12 protein-coding genes are annotated in these 16,898 nt (G+C 44.5%); 3 read left to right on the top strand and 9 right to left on the bottom strand.

Annotation, left to right across the window (positions count from 1 at the left end):
- The first annotated feature begins 4 nt into the window (after nt 1–4).
- Complete coding sequence (gene nagR / locus WA279_RS14715) at nt 5–736, top strand: N-acetylglucosamine utilization transcriptional regulator NagR (protein ID WP_172849913.1); 732 nt, start codon at nt 5–7, stop codon at nt 734–736.
- 19 nt (nt 737–755) lie between these two features.
- Here nagR and WA279_RS14720 read toward each other — a convergent pair whose 3' ends face one another.
- From WA279_RS14720 to yvlA, 5 genes are all read right to left on the bottom strand, one after another.
- Nucleotides 756–4,625, bottom strand: a complete 3,870-nt coding sequence (locus WA279_RS14720) for a metallophosphoesterase (protein ID WP_336155820.1) — start codon at nt 4,623–4,625, stop codon at nt 756–758.
- A 199-nt stretch (nt 4,626–4,824) separates the two neighbouring features.
- The gene (locus WA279_RS14725) at nt 4,825–5,184 is read right to left on the bottom strand and encodes a phage holin family protein (protein WP_003228066.1); all 360 of its coding nucleotides are present in this window, start codon (nt 5,182–5,184) and stop codon (nt 4,825–4,827) included.
- Nucleotide 5,185: 1 nt separating this feature from the next.
- Complete coding sequence (locus WA279_RS14730; protein ID WP_003228065.1) at nt 5,186–5,383, bottom strand: PspC domain-containing protein; 198 nt, start codon at nt 5,381–5,383, stop codon at nt 5,186–5,188.
- Between the two features lie 4 nt (nt 5,384–5,387).
- Nucleotides 5,388–6,485, bottom strand: a complete 1,098-nt coding sequence (locus WA279_RS14735; RefSeq protein WP_014478112.1) for a DUF4097 family beta strand repeat-containing protein — start codon at nt 6,483–6,485, stop codon at nt 5,388–5,390.
- Between the two features lie 24 nt (nt 6,486–6,509).
- Nucleotides 6,510–6,836 carry a protein YvlA gene (yvlA, locus tag WA279_RS14740; RefSeq protein WP_336155822.1) on the bottom strand — a complete coding sequence of 109 codons (327 nt, stop codon included), beginning with the start codon at nt 6,834–6,836 and terminating at the stop codon, nt 6,510–6,512.
- A gap of 217 nt (nt 6,837–7,053) precedes the next feature.
- Here yvlA and WA279_RS14745 point away from each other — a divergent pair, with 217 nt between their 5' ends.
- Nucleotides 7,054–7,284 carry a hypothetical protein gene (locus WA279_RS14745; RefSeq protein WP_003235419.1) on the top strand — a complete coding sequence of 77 codons (231 nt, stop codon included), beginning with the start codon at nt 7,054–7,056 and terminating at the stop codon, nt 7,282–7,284.
- Between the two features lie 198 nt (nt 7,285–7,482).
- Here WA279_RS14745 and hag read toward each other — a convergent pair whose 3' ends face one another.
- The 4 genes from hag to WA279_RS14765 all read right to left on the bottom strand — a co-directional run bounded on the left by hag (nt 7,483) and on the right by WA279_RS14765 (nt 13,943).
- Nucleotides 7,483–8,322 carry a flagellin Hag gene (hag, locus tag WA279_RS14750; protein ID WP_050258599.1) on the bottom strand — a complete coding sequence of 280 codons (840 nt, stop codon included), beginning with the start codon at nt 8,320–8,322 and terminating at the stop codon, nt 7,483–7,485.
- A gap of 338 nt (nt 8,323–8,660) precedes the next feature.
- The gene (uvrA, locus tag WA279_RS14755; protein ID WP_336155824.1) at nt 8,661–11,534 is read right to left on the bottom strand and encodes an excinuclease ABC subunit UvrA; all 2,874 of its coding nucleotides are present in this window, start codon (nt 11,532–11,534) and stop codon (nt 8,661–8,663) included.
- Between the two features lie 7 nt (nt 11,535–11,541).
- A complete protein-coding gene (gene uvrB, locus WA279_RS14760) occupies nt 11,542–13,527 on the bottom strand; it encodes an excinuclease ABC subunit UvrB (RefSeq protein WP_336155826.1) in 1,986 nt (661 codons plus the stop codon).
- 185 nt (nt 13,528–13,712) lie between these two features.
- Complete coding sequence (locus WA279_RS14765) at nt 13,713–13,943, bottom strand: CsbA family protein (protein WP_003228053.1); 231 nt, start codon at nt 13,941–13,943, stop codon at nt 13,713–13,715.
- Nucleotides 13,944–14,388: 445 nt separating this feature from the next.
- Between WA279_RS14765 and WA279_RS14770 the strand changes: the two genes are divergently transcribed.
- On the top strand, nt 14,389–16,884 hold the full coding sequence (locus tag WA279_RS14770) for a PEP/pyruvate-binding domain-containing protein (protein WP_336155828.1): 2,496 nt from the start codon (nt 14,389–14,391) through the stop codon (nt 16,882–16,884).
- Nucleotides 16,885–16,898: the final 14 nt, after the last annotated feature.

Below are 16,898 nucleotides of genomic sequence, written 5' to 3' on the forward strand. Positions count from 1 at the left end.
ACTTATGAATATCAATAAACAATCGCCTATTCCGATTTATTATCAGATTATGGAGCAATTAAAAACCCAAATTAAGAGCGGAGAACTGCAGCCGGATATGCCTCTTCCTTCTGAGCGCGAATATGCCGAACAATTCGGGATCAGCCGGATGACAGTTCGCCAGGCGCTTTCTAATTTAGTTAATGAAGGCTTGCTCTATCGCCTGAAGGGGCGGGGCACCTTTGTCAGCAAGCCAAAAATGGAACAAGCACTTCAAGGGCTGACAAGCTTTACCGAGGATATGAAAAACCGCGGGATGACACCGGGCAGCAGGCTCATTGATTATCAGCTTATTGATTCAACTGAGGAGCTCGCGGCTATATTAGGCTGCGGGCACCCCTCCTCTATCCATAAAATCACTCGGGTGCGGCTGGCAAATGATATTCCGATGGCGATTGAGTCCTCACATATTCCGTTTGAGCTTGCGGGTGAATTGAACGAATCGCATTTTCAGTCGTCGATCTATGATCATATTGAAAGGTATAACAGCATACCGATTTCCCGTGCAAAACAGGAGCTTGAGCCAAGTGCTGCCACCACGGAAGAAGCGAACATTCTTGGTATTCAAAAGGGAGCGCCGGTCCTATTAATCAAACGAACAACATATCTGCAGAACGGAACTGCTTTTGAGCATGCAAAATCCGTATACAGAGGCGACCGTTATACATTTGTCCACTATATGGATCGTCTTTCATAAAAAAAGCCTCCAACCCTTTTTAAGGATTGGAGACATGGCGAAAATCAAACTGGTCTGGTGCCGGACGATATGTTTCTTTTTTCGTCTTGAACTTCCAGATCGGTGATTTCGTTTTGCCGTTAAAACTGTCTTCCACTATAATGTACCAATAATAAACAGACTGCGGTTCAAGATGATCCCAGCGGAATTCAGCTGTATCCCCGCTCTTCACTTGCTCCCGTTTTCCGAGCTCTTCATTGGTATATACGTTACATTCAAAATAATCCGTTTCCACCTTTTTGATTCTTGGCTTCAAATCAAGCGAAAGGGAAAATTCATCCTTGTTGCCATAGGTATCCGTATCATAGTAATTCTTATCCTTTACATACGGAGAATACGTCGATACGTGCACCATGTCATTGGCCTGGTCAAATTGAAGCAAACGCAAATACCCTTGACCGCCTTCTGGCCCGCCCTGATAATCGGCCAGCATTTGATGCACAAGACGATCCGGTTTCCCATCACCATCATCATCCAGCTCATCTGTTTTTCTCATCGCACTATGATAATGCCCGCTCAACACCATCACGACATTCGGGTTCGGCTTTACGATTTCTTTGAATATTTTCTCTCCGATTGGGCTTCTGTTTCCGCTGACCAGCAAATACTCATGAAAAGCTAAAATTGCCATCCGGTCAGGGTGTTTCTTCAACACCTGATTCATCCACGTGATGTCTTCATCCGTAATGCCCCATCCCATGTACAGCATGATATAATCATTGCCGTTGCTAGAAATCAGGTCATAATGTCCGCGGTTGTTTTTATAGGAACCGCCATAATGCAATTTTTTATCAAAACGATCGCTGCCAAAATATTTGCCAAACGCCCTGTAGGAGCCGTCCTTATGCCCGACATCGTGGTTGCCGGCCAGCACGCCGTAAGGAATTCCGCTCTTATCCAGAACGGACATTGACCGATCAGCGTTTTTCCACTGTCTGATATCAGCGGAATCATCTACAATATCACCCGTGTGGAACACATATTTGATATTGAGCTGCTTTTGATTATCTTTTATCCATTCGGTCTGTTTATCAAAAATATGCGGATAGCTTTCGGCGTAATACTGTGTATCAGACATCCAGACAAATGTGTACATATCCTTCGCAGGGGGAATTTCATCCTGTACAATCACATTCATTTTCGACTCCCGTACAAAATCGGCGGCAATCACAGACGCTTTCAGCGTAAACGGTTTGTCATCCTTCGCGACGAAGCTGTCAACTGGCTGCCATTCGTTTGTCCGATAATTCCAAGCATACATCGTCACCTTTCTCCCCGGCAAAGAACTGCCCTTCCAGACTGCTTCAGCCAGATCATTCTCATCAATTGATGGATCAACCGTCACTTCAAAGCGATGATAAGGGAAAAGCTCTTTGTTTTCTGTCGATACTGTTTTTCCATCAACAGCTGATACCCGCTCCAATTCTTTATTCGTAAATGGGGTCTCCCTTTCCGGCACAAAGCTTTTCGGCGGTTCAGTCAGTGACGCGTGCTTAAATATTTTCACATGATTGCGCGCTGTATATTGAAATCCCCTATAAAAACCAACATCCATGGCATCATTCGTCGGATCTTTCACCCGTACAGAAAGCTTGGCCTTATGCGTGTCGGCTTCGCTGTCTATAACCTCCGGCTGGTCCGGATGCTCTCGTTCGGTTTTAAATATCCTCTCAATCACTGTTTTATTGCCCGCGAGATCCGTTGCTGTCACTTTTAGAGAATGTTTTCCCGGCAAAAGGTCAGAAGATGACGTATGATATGGGAGTGTAATACTTTCTCCATCTAAAGACGCTTCCGCTTCCTCAATTTTGCTCCATTTATCATACATATCCGCCTGCAGGATAAGGTTTCCTTTATACGTTTGTCCCTCGGTGATATTCGGCTCAATGTGAGGTCCTGAATTATCTACCCGTACAACCAGGCTGACATATTCCTTGCCGTCGCTTGCTTGAATATGGTGAGCGCCTTCAGAAAGCTTTGATGTGTCCCACTCCAGCAGCTGTGATGTAAATAGTCCGTCAGGCAGATTGAACTGAAATTGCCAGCTTTTATTCGAGCGCTGATTATCGCCAATAAAGAGTTCCTTCTCAGGGGACACCCTCTGATCCCTGATCACCGTTCCATCCGATAACACCAATCGGGCGTTTTTGACTAAGAAGTCATCACGGTTTTCAGCCGTATCAAACGGAGACACCTTCGAACCCGATCGTATCGTAATACGCTGCAGCTGCTTCCCTTTCCGAAGCAGTGTCTCTGGCAATTGAACAGAATAGGTGCGGTATTTATTTGTTGTATCATCGAACACCTTCAGCACTTTGCCTTCCATCGTTACCGCGTTTTTAAAATAAAGGTTCGTTTTCCTCGTATCGAATGCAAAATATACTTCTTTTTCCATCGCGGGCTCTGTCACTTGTTTTTTCCCGTCAATCCATAGCTTAATGCGGTCAGCTCGCCCTTCTGTTGTGGCTTTGAGAAACTGGGTTCCCGACAGCGTGTCTCTGTTTTCAATATTCATCCGCAGGCCGTGCGACTTGCTTGTTTGTTTAATATCAATCATTTTGACCGGCGTTCTCGCTTCATTGATCCCGTCCCCGGCCGCCACATAATACTCTAGCTGATCCTTCCCGATCAATTCAGGCGAATACACAATATAATGGAAGAGATTATCGTTGCGGTCTTTTTCAGCAAGAATTCGCTTAAACGGTTTGTTCTCATCCGTCCGGTAGTAAAAGGCCGCTGTTTTCACTAGACTTCGGTCCCGTATGTCAGCCCGCAGCTCAATGCTTTCAGCAGGGCGGACAGGCTTGCGGTCAGTCAAATCCTCAATGACCGGCTTTTCTTTATCGAGCTTGATTTTCCGTTTCTGCTCGGGCACCTGTGCCTGTAATACGGTTCCGGGAGACGGATTCTTTTCCCCGATTGAAATGTTCAGAAGTTCTGCGGTTCCGTTCAACGGATACTTATAAAGCACTGATGACAGCCGGCGCAGCGCATGTTTCCGATAATGCGCAACCGAAATGTCCTTTCCTGTATTCGTTGATATCACAACGGCCCGCGGCCTCGTATTGGCCATACCCTCTGTCTCGTCTATCACCGCGAGATTTTTTCCTTCTTTTAGTTGTGTCTGATAATAACGATTGAAATCCTCTGACGTCAATTCTGGATGCCCGGCAGGCTTCAGCCAGACGACAAACGTTTCGCCGGATGGTATCAAGATCCTTTCATCAGGTCTCCAAATCAGATCGGAGTCAGGCCCTTCTTTTGGGTAGCGGTAACGGATATGGTAGTCTTTAAAATCAATCGTTCTGTCAGTCGTATTAAAAATCTCAATAAATTCATAACCGTCTGCGCGTCCTATATTCTTCGTATCAACCGCCAGCTCTGTGATCAGAAGCTCCGGAATATGGGCAAGGTCAGCCTGGTATCCTTCAAGCTTCAGTTTCTTCGTCTCCGACTCAACCCGCTGCTTCCCATTCGACATCACAATGTAATACTCAAGCTCGCTGTTCCAAATCAAACGTTTCGGAATTTGTGCCAAAAACTTGCGGACCGCTCCTGGGGTCGGGTCCATCGGCACCATTTTGTAGCCCAGCTCATTACTTTGTTTATAAAAAAGAAAGGCGGAAAATGCTTGATACGAATTATCGCGAACTTGAGCCTCAATCATTAGATTGTTTCTCATTTCAGCTTTCACATCAATTTGAGGAGGATTTTCAAGCAAGGGTATGTAATGAGGCGTTTGAAATAGTTCCTGCTGTACAACAGGAAAAGCTTTCGATTCATGATGGCCGCCAGACAAAACGGAAAGAAAAGACAGTAATATAGAAGCAATAACCGTGTATTTCCTCATCAAAGCACCTCCCTTTTCATGTATTTTGCGTCTGAACAGGGAAGCTTATGAGTTCATTTTTAAACAATATCCAATCTGACAAAGCAGATGGTATACGACATATACGCGGGACTGCTGACAAAAAGCGAACACTTCACTTCACAATTTTTTAAGGAGGCTGCAGAACATGTAAAAAAGCTGCCTTTGCGGGCAGCTTTTTTTATTTTTTTCTAAGCGGCTCTAAAATGCCTTTTTGAATCAGCAAATGGAAGACCGACAGGATAACGGATGCCCATATCGCTGTGCCGAAGCCGTCGATTTGAAAGCTGTCACCCATAATGGACGCGGTCATCATAAGCGTGATGGCGTTAATCACAAACAAGAAGAGCCCAAGCGTCACCATGGTGACCGGCAGTGTAAAGATAATTAAAAGCGGTTTAATCAGCACGTTTAAGATCGATAAAATGAGGCTGGCGATAATCGCTGCCCCAATGCTGCTGATATGGATGGAGTCAATATATCCATCAATGACGATTAATAACAATGCATTGACTAAAATGCTGACTGCCCATTTTACCATGTCATTTCATATCCCTTTCTGACGGGACGATAAAAATCCAAATGATATAAATGAGCAAAACCGGCAAGACACTTGTCATAATGGCTAAGATGACAGTTATGACTCTGAGGAGTGATGCGTCCCAATTGAAATATTCCGCGAGACCTCCGATAACACCGGCGATTTTCTTATTTTTTTCTGAGCGATAAAGCTTATTCATTCGATCACCTCTGTGAGTACTTTAGTTTGATGGCGCCTGTTAGTGATTCTGAGAAGACGGTGATGTTTTGATCATGTGCCTGATTTGAAGTGAACATCATTTCTTTTTGAATGGTATCATTTTTTTCCTTCAGCATCTCAACATCCATTAATTCATGGGACAGCGAACCAAGATTGCTTTTCAGCTCTGCCTTCACTGCGAGATCGTCCGGAATCGCAAGCTCCACACTTCCAGTCGTTGTTTTTGCATAAATGGAGCGGCAGTCTGATTCTGTTACGTTAATCGCAATATTTCCGTTAAAGCTTTGAACGTCAATGGATTCGCTTTTCCCTCGAAGATCGATCAATCCGTTAATGGTTTCCGCTTCTATCGTTCCGCAGCTGTGGCTTGCGAGCTTAATTTGCCCGTTGGCCGTTTCAGCTATGGCTTTTTCGGCTGTTAAGTGCGAGAACGACAGCACGCCGTTTGTCGTTTTCGCTGAGAACTCTTTTACATGTAAATGTTCCCCTCTGACCGGACCGTTAAACAGCTTCACTCGAATCTTATCATACTCCTTCTGAGGAATATACAAAGTGACATTCGTTTTCATCGTCTTTTTCTCAGTACGGATAAAAAACTTATTACCTTTGATTTCACATTCAATATGCTGAAGAAATGCGTGTCTCGCCGCATCCTGGCTGTCAGCGCGATATACCTTCGCCTGGCATTCCGCTCTGATATCGTCATCTTCCCAAGGGACGATATTCACGCTGCCATTGGCAATTTGCAGCTCAACACTGGAAAAGTCAGTATCTTTAAATTGAAAAATGTGCTGAACATCATACGCATGGCCAAAGTTTAAATCAAGGTCAACTTCCTTGACCTTTTTCACAGCAGAATCAATCCAGTCAAACAGCTTGGCTCCTAAAGACGGCTTGCCGCTTTCTTTTTTTGCCGTTGTAAATGGCTCTTCCTCGTCATGAACGTGAACTGAGAGCGCTGTGATTTTCTCTTCTTTTTCCTTGTAGTCGCTGTCAAGCTTTTCAATCAGTGTCAAAGCTTCTTGTGCTGTAAGCTTTCCTTCCTCAACAAGCTTAAGGATTCGTTCCTTTTCTTGCTTCATTACGATCTCCTCCCCATTGTCTACTTATGCTGCACGCAGGACCTTAATGCCCTGAATCACATTCCAAATGATAATGCCAATGACAACCAAGAAATAAATAGCCGCTCCCCCGATGATTACAAATACAGGAAGCAAGCTGTCTCCATCAATCGCAACGGCTCCGCCAAGTAGCGCAATAAAAAGGAACAGCCAGCCGACAAACGGAACAATGTGAGAAATAAGAGAGCGTATCGCATGGCGTTTTGTTTCTTTCTCATTTACAACAAAATATGCGACAATCGGCACAATGATTGGCGCAATGAACACACTGAAATAACAAAGTGATGCAATAATAGCTTGATTACGGTTCAATTCATTCCACACTCCTATTGTGAATTGTCCATGACAAAAGATCAGGGACGTTTTACTTATTTATACGTTTAAAATCTCTTCAGGTTTCAAATTCATTCTTTAGACATGCTCCGATTTACGGAAATTGGATTTTAAAAAGTTTTAGAAGTAGAATCTTCCGGCTATACCGATTACAATATGTAAAAAGCTTACGGCAACCAAGGAGGCTGGACAAGCAATGGAGAAAGATCCCAGTGACTATACAGTAACACAAGAATCAGTGTTAAAGCTGATTCATGAACAAAAAAGAATGAATCGTGAAATGATCGCCGAGCTTGAGCAGATTCACGGACCCTTCCCGATCTCTCACGATATCCAATATATAAAAGTGCTGCTCGACAGCAGCAACACGCATATTGTTCAAGATTTAATGAGTGTAAGTAAGCAGCTGTATAAGAAGACTTTGTAATTGCGGAAAACATATCATTCATTATAACTGAAACAAAGCTAAAGGTTAGATGACAATATCTTGCCTTTTTTGTTTTGAAAAAACAAGTGATTCCCTGGCTGTCACAAAATGATTGTAACAAAAAAAGCCTGCCGGCACATCCAGTTAATGGACTCTGTCGGCAAGCTGTAACTATCAGAAAGAGATAGCCTTTCAAAATTAACGTAACAATTGAAGCACGTTTTGCGGCTGTTGGTTTGCTTGAGCAAGCATCGCTTGAGAAGCTTGAGAAAGAATGTTGTTCTTTGTGAACTCGCTCATTTCTTTCGCCATGTCAACGTCACGGATACGGGACTCAGCAGCTGTCAGGTTTTCACCAGAAGCGCTTAAGTTGTTGATTGTGTGCTCTAGACGGTTTTGTACCGCACCAAGTTTAGCACGTTGAGTAGAAACTTGATTGATGGCTGCATCAATGCCTTTAAGCTGATCATCAAAAGAAGTAGTATCAAATTTTGTTACATCAAGAGTATTCAATTTAACAGTATCACTACCTAAGTCTTTTGCTGCCATGCTATCAATTTTAACGTTAAGCTGTTGACCAGCATTCGCACCAATTTGGAATGTGAAACCATTAGTTTCAGTTCCATCTAACAATTGCTTTCCGTTGAATTGAGTACGATTTGAAATACCGTCAACTTCCTCAATAAGCGCATCCATTTCATCTTTAATCGCACCAAGATCTTCATCTTGCTGTGTACCTGTGTTTCCTGCTTGAACAGTAAGTTCACGCATACGTTGAAGGATGGCATGAGTTTCAGTCAATGCACCCTCAGCTGTTTGGATAAGAGAGATTCCGTCTTGAGAGTTTTTAGAAGCCATTTCAAGACCTCTGATTTGTCCTCTCATTTTTTCAGAAATCGCAAGACCCGCTGCGTCATCTCCCGCACGGTTGATGCGAAGACCTGAAGAAAGTTTCTCCATATTTTTTGAGCTCGCACTGTTGTTTGAAGACAAGCGGTTTAATGTGTTAAGCGCTGCAATATTGTGGTTGATTCTCATGTAAAAAATACCTCCATGTGTATATGTTTTTGAAATCAAAGACTTCCTTTTCTTTGATTTCTGGCGTATCAGATTCCAATAAAGCTTCTAACCTATGTAGATTCAGTTATTGCTTAAGGATGCCTTTAAGCCCCTTAATAGGGTTTGTCTGCTTAATTTGGAAATCATCATTCGCCTTTCAATTCATATATCGACAGCAATTTGTAAATGTTTAGGCGTTTTCCCAAAGAAATTTTACCCAAAGACGATTCTAAACCTATTATGCCGTAAAGAAAAAGCTTGCCTGCTAAGCCCAAGGATGGACTTGCTGACAAGCTGTCCCCTCTTAACAGAGGGTTTTAAGATGTAGCTGTTTCTTTCGCTTTCAAGAGCGATTTCATGCGTGTTTTGTCACGTTCGATAACAGGCTTCAAATAACGGCCTGTATACGATTCTTCCACTTCAGTGATTTCCTCAGGCGTTCCTGACGCGACAATGGTTCCGCCCCCGGCTCCGCCTTCCGGGCCCAAATCCACAATGTAATCGGCCGTCTTAATGATATCAAGGTTATGCTCAATAACCAGTACAGTGTCTCCGTTGTCTACCAACCGTTGCAGCACGACAAGAAGCCTGGCGATATCGTCGACATGCAAACCTGTCGTCGGCTCATCTAAAATGTAGAGCGTGCGTCCGGTCGAGCGTTTGTGCAGCTCTGACGCGAGCTTCACGCGCTGCGCTTCTCCGCCTGACAAGGTCGTCGCCGGCTGGCCGAGCGTAATATAACCTAAACCAACATCATAAAGGGTTTGGAGCTTGCGTTTGATTTTCGGGATATTTTCAAAGAAAGAAAGAGCATCTTCAACCGTCATATCAAGCACATCAGAGATACTTTTTCCTTTGTACGTCACTTCAAGCGTTTCACGGTTATAGCGTTTGCCGTGACACACCTCGCATGGAACGTATACGTCAGGAAGGAAGTGCATTTCAATTTTAATAATCCCGTCGCCGCGGCAGGCTTCACATCGTCCGCCCTTCACGTTGAAGCTGAAACGGCCTTTTTTATAGCCGCGGACCTTCGCTTCATTTGTCTGCGCGAATACATCACGAATGTCATCAAATACACCGGTGTATGTCGCAGGGTTGGATCTCGGCGTTCTTCCGATTGGCGCCTGGTCAATGTCAATGACTTTATCTAAATGATCCAAACCTTTAATCTCTTTATGGCTGCCGGGCTTCGCTTTCGCTTTATGAAGCTTTTGCGCCAGCGCCTTATGCAAAATTTCATTAACGAGTGTACTCTTTCCTGAACCAGAAACACCTGTAACTGCTGTAAACGTCCCAAGCGGGAACTTGGCATTCACTTTTTTCAGGTTGTTTTCTGAAGCACCTTTAATTTCAATGTAACGTCCGTCCGGCTTTCTTCTTTCAGGAGGCAATGGGATAAACTTTTTCCCTGATAAATAGCTGCCCGTTAATGAGTTTGGATCTTCCATCACTTCTTCCGGCGTACCCGCAGATGTCACCTGCCCGCCGTGAATGCCGGCACCCGGTCCAATATCTATTAAATAATCGGCTGCCATCATCGTGTCCTCATCATGTTCGACAACAATCAGCGTGTTCCCGAGGTCTCTCATATTTTTCAGAGCGCTGATCAAGCGGTCGTTATCACGCTGATGCAGACCGATAGACGGCTCATCTAAAATATATAGCACACCGGATAAGCGCGAGCCAATTTGAGTCGCCAGCCTGATGCGCTGCGCCTCTCCCCCGGACAATGTACCCGCTGCCCTGCTCAATGTCAGGTAATCGAGGCCGACTTTGTCCAGAAAGCTTAAGCGCTCCACAATTTCGCGCAAAATCAAATTGGCGATCTGCATATCCTTCTCAGAAAGGGTAAGGTCTTTGAAAAAGGCAAGTGCATCGGCTACAGACTGCTCGGTAATTTTTCCAATGTGGCGACCGTCAATCAATACGGCAAGCGCCTCTTTCTTTAACCGATAGCCTTTGCACGTCGGACAAGACTTCTGAGACATATACTGCTCCATTTGCTCACGGATGAAATCAGAGCCTGTCTCCTTATAGCGTCTTTCAATGTTGCGCAATACGCCTTCAAATTGAATTTCACCTTCGCGTATTTGTCCAAAATCATTTTCATATCGGAAATAAATCAGGTCGTCTCCGCTGCCGTACAGCACTTTATCCAGTTGATGCTTCGGCAAATCTTTGACCGGCACATCCATATCAATCCCGTAGTGGGTGCAGACTGCCTCAAGCAGCTGAGGATAATATTGTGAGCTGATCGGTGTCCAAGGGGCGACCGCATTCTCTTTCAATGACAAATCTTGATTGGGGATGACAAGATCGGCATCCACTTCAAGCTTCATTCCGAGACCGTCACACGTCGGACACGCCCCGAACGGACTGTTAAACGAAAACAGACGCGGCTCAAGCTCACCAATTGAAAATCCGCAGTGCGGACAGGCATGATGCTCGCTGAACATCAGCTCTTCCTCACCGATGACATCGATCATAACCCGTCCTTCACCTAAACGGAGCGCCGTTTCCAATGAATCTGACAGCCGGGCTGCCACGCCTTCTTTCACGACAATCCGGTCAATGACTACCTCAATGGAATGCTTCTTGTTCTTTTCTAATTCGATATCGTCGGAAAGCTCAGCCATCTCGCCGTCAATTCTGACTCTGACATAGCCTTGTTTTCTAATCTGTTCAAGCACTTTGACATGAGCGCCTTTTCGGCCCGAGACAATCGGCGCCAGCACCTGAAGCTTCGTCCGTTCCGGGTATTCCAGAATTCTGTCCACCATTTGCTCGATGGTCTGGGATGTAATCTCAATTCCGTGCTCCGGACAATGAGGCTTCCCTACTCTCGCATATAAAAGACGCAGATAATCATAAATCTCAGTTACCGTACCGACAGTAGACCTCGGATTGCGGCTCGTTGTTTTCTGATCAATGCTGATGGCGGGAGAGAGCCCCTCAATTGCATCCACATCAGGCTTATCCATTTGCCCTAAAAACTGGCGGGCATAAGCAGACAGCGACTCGACATACCGTCTCTGTCCTTCAGCATATATCGTGTCAAAGGCAAGGGAGGATTTACCTGATCCGGACAAACCCGTGACAACAACAAGCTGATCTCTCGGAATCGTTACATCTATATTTTTCAGGTTATGCGCCCTGGCTCCCTTCACCTCTATCCGATCCATAGCCATTTGTTCATCATCCTTCCGCTTTTAGCTCTAAAAGTAAATCGCGAAGCTCCGCGGCTCTTTCAAAGTCAAGCGCCTTGGCGGCTTCCTTCATTTCATGCTCCATCTGTTCAACGACTTTCTGGCGTTCTTTCTTCGTCATTTTCGACAGCTTCGGCGCGACTTTTGTTTTGTATTCCGCTTTATCCTCAGCTGCTACTGTGGCACGAATGACATCGCGAATTTCTTTATTTATCGTTTTCGGCGTAATGCCGTGCTCTTCGTTAAACCGCTCCTGCTGCTCGCGGCGGCGTTTTGTTTCATTAATCGCAATTTCCATAGAGTTCGTTATTTTATCGGCGTACATAATGACGCGGCCTTCCGCATTTCTCGCTGCCCGTCCGATGGTCTGGATCAGCGACCGCTCCGAACGAAGGAAACCTTCCTTATCCGCATCCAAAATCGCAACAAGGGATACTTCGGGGATGTCCAAACCTTCCCTCAGCAGGTTGATGCCGACAAGCACATCGTACTTGCCAAGGCGCAGGTCGCGGATAATTTCAATCCGTTCAAGCGTCTTGATCTCAGAATGCAGATAGTTTACTTTAATGCCGATTTCCTTTAAATAATCGGTCAGATCCTCTGACATCTTCTTCGTCAAAGTTGTCACAAGCACCCGTTCATTCCGCTCGATTCTTGCTTGAATTTCGCCGATCAAGTCGTCAATCTGACCTTCGATTGGACGGACGTCAATAAGCGGGTCAAGAAGCCCCGTCGGACGAATGATCTGTTCGACCATTTCATCTGTATGTTCAATCTCGTACGGCCCTGGTGTTGCTGATACATACACGATATTGTGCATATGCTTTTCAAATTCCTCAAAACGAAGCGGACGGTTATCAAGCGCTGATGGAAGCCGGAAGCCGTGATCCACGAGCACCTGTTTCCGCGCCTGGTCTCCGTTAAACATGCCGCGCACCTGAGGAATTGTCACATGCGACTCATCCACCACGATCATAAAATCGTCTGGGAAATAATCAAGAAGCGTATACGGCGTTGAACCTGGAGGCCGCAGAGTCAAATGTCTTGAATAGTTCTCGATGCCGGAGCAGAAACCCATTTCACGCATCATTTCAAGATCATATCTTGTCCGCTGCTCTAAACGCTGCGCTTCAAGGAGCTTTCCGTTTTCGTGCATGACCTTCAGCTGCTCCTCAAGCTCCTTCTCGATATTTTGAATCGCCTTCTCCATTTTCTCGGCCCGCGTTACGAAGTGGGATGCCGGGAAAATCGCAACATGATCTCGGTCGCCGAGAATTTCTCCTGTCAGCGCATCCACTTCCCGAATCCGTTCGATTTCGTCACCGAAAAATTCAACTCTAATACAATGCTCATCACGGGATGCCGGAAAGATTTCCACTACATCCCCGCGCACACGAAATGTACCGCGCTGAAAGTCGATATCGTTGCGGGCATATTGGATGTCTACAAGTTTTCTGAGCAGCTCGTTGCGCTCAATTTCCATTTCAGTCCGCAGTGACACGACCATTTCCCGGTATTCCTCAGGGGAACCGAGGCCATATATACAAGATACACTCGCAATAATAATGACATCTCTGCGCTCAAACAAAGCTGATGTGGCGGAGTGTCTCAGTTTATCAATTTCATCATTAATACTAGCGTCTTTCTCTATAAATGTATCCGTTTGAGGCACATACGCCTCCGGCTGATAATAATCATAGTAGCTGACAAAATACTCGACAGCATTGTTCGGAAAAAATTCCTTGAACTCACTGTAAAGCTGTCCAGCAAGGGTTTTGTTATGGGCAATCACGAGAGTCGGCTTATTGACTTCTTTAATCAAATTAGACACCGTAAATGTTTTCCCAGTTCCTGTCGCACCCAGCAGAGTCTGATGCTTCTTGCCCTCCTGAATTCCTTTTACAAGCTTTTCAATGGCTTTCGGCTGATCTCCCTGGGGCTGATATTTCGAGACTAACTCAAAGCGATCTTTCACAAAAATAAGCCTCCGTTTCTTTAACGAAATCTTCCTATAGATATAGTAACACAATGGAAAGCAAAATCACTAAAAATACGAACTAAAGTTCGGTGGTTTTTTATTTCCAGCTGTTTTTGTGTATAAAAAACCTGCTTTTAAATCGTAAAAGCAGGTATTCAGTCTTTATATTCATTATGTCCGATTTATTCTTCTTTTTTCTCTGCAGCTTTTTTGGCCATATACAGTCCCCCAGCCACAAGAGACACAACATCCAATCCTACAATAAAATACGTTTCTGTATAGCCTTTTAAATAAGAGGCAAACAGCAATGCAGCTGTTAAAGCGATCGCCACATAATGATTAAAGGTGACTCTAGTAAATAGAACAACAAGCATAAAAGGGAAAAACAATGCAAAAACGGCTTTTGTAATCAACAAAAACCCTCCTCAGGATTCTTCATCTGATCTGATTATAGTAAAAAATGAAGAATCGGACAATCGTGCATTCGCTCCCTCTACTACACCATACCCCTTTTCAGCCAAAATCAATCACCATATTTGCATTTTGGTGCCGGTCAAAACTTATTCCATGGTGCCGCTGTTCTAATCAGCGGCACTTTTTTTATTACATCATCAAGTCCGCCGCCAGATTCCGAGAATAAGAGAAAATAGGCATACAGTACCAGTACGGCCGCATTTTTCAGGATAATATAACCAACTTAACTATTCATTTTATTTAGGACTTTCTGCGTTTGACAGCATTTTCCTGAAAACCTACAATTGAATGATAGTGTTTACTATCATTTTTTTAAACACAGGCTCCGCAATAAAAAGACTAGAGAGAAAAACAAAATGAATGAAGAAAAGAGGGGTTTCAAATATGTATTCTGTTTTATTTCGCCAGGCAGAAGAGTCCAGCCAGCTGGCTGGAGCAAAAGGAATGAATTTGATTAAATTGACCAAACACGGTCTTCCTGTTCCGGACGGGTTTATTATTCAAACGAATGCGCTCGCACGTTTTATGGAGGACAACCAGCTTCAAGAGACTAGTGAAAACGTCGAAAGCGGGATCATTTCCGGAACATTTTCGGATGAGCTGAAAAATGAGCTGACTAGTTCCTTTTATAAGCTTAGAGAATCATATCGATCCGTAGCCGTGCGTTCTTCGTCTGCCTCGGAAGATTTAGAAGGCGCCTCATTCGCGGGTCAATATGAAACCTACTTAAATATCAAAACAGAGGAAGAGTTTCTGGCTAAAGTGAAAGAATGCTGGGCCTCATTTTTTTCTGGGCGGGTCAGCAGCTATAAGAAAAAAATGAACAATCAAATCGCAGAGCCGTTAATGGGAATAGTCGTTCAGGGGCTGATCGATTCAGAAATGTCAGGTGTTATCTTCAGCCGCAACCCTGTTACCCATGATGATAGAGAGCTTTTAATCAGCGCCAGCTACGGGTTGGGTGAAGCTGTTGTTTCAGGAAGTGTTACCCCAGACACGTTCATTGTTAATAAATCTTCGTTTGAGATTCAGAAAGAAATAGGTGCAAAGGAAATCTACATGGAGTCTGCGGCAGAAGGAATTGCTGAAAAAGAAACGAGTGAAGACATGCGCAGCCGTTTTTGCCTTACAGATGAACAAGTGATTGAATTGGCTGAAATCACAAAAAAAACCGAAGACCTGTACGGATATCCTGTCGATATAGAATTTGGAATTGCTGATCATCAAATATACCTTCTGCAAGCTCGCCCGATTACAACTATTGATCAGGACAAAAAGGCGGCAGAAGAAAAACGCAGCTTCATGATTACCGACACTGATATGAATGATTTCTGGCTTAACATGGAGTCTAATATTGAAGGTCCGGTGAGTCCGTTATTTTCATCCTTCATCGTGCCGGCATTGGAATATGGCTTGAAGAAGAGCATGCAAAAGTTTCCGATTGGTGTAGTTGTTGATGAAGTAAAACTTTATCGCGGACATATTTATTCCAAAAACCAAGGCGGACAGCAGCCTCCTTCTGAAGACTGCGGCAAAGAGCTTTTCCCGATTTTATCGGAGCATATGTATGACATCATCAATCACACATACCTCCCTTTTTACCGGACACTGGACCAGCTCGCACAAACTGAGCATACCGCAGAAAGCGCACTGGATGCTTTTCAAAAACTAAAAGCCTTTTATCTCACGGCTTATGAAGAGCACTTCAATATCGTTTTCCCGCAAATCCTTTTAACAAACAAACTGCAAGCGATGTATCAGGACATTCAAGGAGAGTCCGAAAACGCTCATTTTTACGAGATGCTGACAGGAAAAATGAACAAATCACTGGAAACGGACCGTTGCTTATGGCTATTTTCTATGGAAGTTCAGGAGAACCCGAACCTTCTGGCCATTTTTGAAAACAACAAGCCTGAACAACTCCAGGAGAAATTGGAACAAACAGATGAGGGAAGACACTTCCTGAAGAACGTCCATGAATTCTTGCAAGAATACGGATGGAGATCTGTTAAAAGTCATGATCTGATTGAACAAATCTGGGTGGAAAATCCGTATTTCGCTCTGGCCAATATTCAAAATTATGTCCGTAATGGCTATCATTTTGACAATGAATTTCAGAAAACGAAAGAAAAACGAGAGAAATTATACAATGAATTCTTGGAAAACATAGAAGATCCCGGTTTACGCACCGAATTTGACCGCTATTATCAATGGACACTGAACTCTGCAAATATAAAAGATGACCACCACTTTTATATTGACGCCATGCTGGATGCCAAGGCGAGAATCTTTCTGCTGAAGATAGGTGAATTGCTGGCGGAAAACGGTGTCATTCAAGATCGTGAGGACCTTTGGTTCTTATATGATGACGAAGTGGAACAAGCGCTTCTTCACCCTGTATCCCTGCAAGAAAAGGCTGAAAAACGCAGACAGATTTTTCATGAGTATGAGCTGGCCCAAGCCCCTGCCTACCTCGGCACCCCGACAAAAGAACAGCTCAAAGCAGCTGAAGAAATTGTCGGCGCTGTGATAGAGGATGAAAAAAACACAGAGAATCATATTTTTGGCATTGCGGCATCAAGCGGTATTGCGACAGGTCCGGTGAAAATCATTCGGGACGCCAATGAATTTTCTCAATTTGCGCCTGGGGACGTACTCGTTTGCAAGATGACCACACCGCTATGGACCAGCCTGTTTCAAGACGCCAAAGCGATTATTACAGACACAGGCGGCATTTTGTCTCACGCTGCGATTATTGCCCGTGAATACGGCATTCCAGCCGTTCTCGGCACACGCACGGCAACCGAAAGACTGCGAGACGGTGACATCATCACTGTTGACGGAAGCAGCGGCAAAATCACAGTTGTCAGCCGGTCCTGATGCGTCCCCCTCTT

The organism is Bacillus sp. 204(2023) (assembly GCF_037027505.1).
GTDB lineage: Bacteria > Bacillota > Bacilli > Bacillales > Bacillaceae > Bacillus > Bacillus subtilis.

Excerpts from the sequence above, each read along its gene's own strand:
- WA279_RS14745 (WP_003235419.1), top strand. The coding sequence starts at position 7,054 with ATGGAGAAAGATCCCAGTGACTATACAGTAACACAAGAATCAGTGTTA.
- WA279_RS14770 (WP_336155828.1), top strand. The coding sequence starts at position 14,389 with ATGTATTCTGTTTTATTTCGCCAGGCAGAAGAGTCCAGCCAGCTGGCT.
- WA279_RS14720 (WP_336155820.1), bottom strand. The coding sequence starts at position 4,625 with ATGAGGAAATACACGGTTATTGCTTCTATATTACTGTCTTTTCTTTCC.
- uvrA (WP_336155824.1), bottom strand. The coding sequence starts at position 11,534 with ATGGCTATGGATCGGATAGAGGTGAAGGGAGCCAGGGCGCATAACCTG.
- WA279_RS14730 (WP_003228065.1), bottom strand. The coding sequence starts at position 5,383 with ATGAATAAGCTTTATCGCTCAGAAAAAAATAAGAAAATCGCCGGTGTT.
- nagR (WP_172849913.1), top strand. The coding sequence starts at position 5 with ATGAATATCAATAAACAATCGCCTATTCCGATTTATTATCAGATTATG.
- hag (WP_050258599.1), bottom strand. The coding sequence starts at position 8,322 with ATGAGAATCAACCACAATATTGCAGCGCTTAACACATTAAACCGCTTG.
- WA279_RS14725 (WP_003228066.1), bottom strand. The coding sequence starts at position 5,184 with ATGGTAAAATGGGCAGTCAGCATTTTAGTCAATGCATTGTTATTAATC.
- WA279_RS14735 (WP_014478112.1), bottom strand. The coding sequence starts at position 6,485 with ATGAAGCAAGAAAAGGAACGAATCCTTAAGCTTGTTGAGGAAGGAAAG.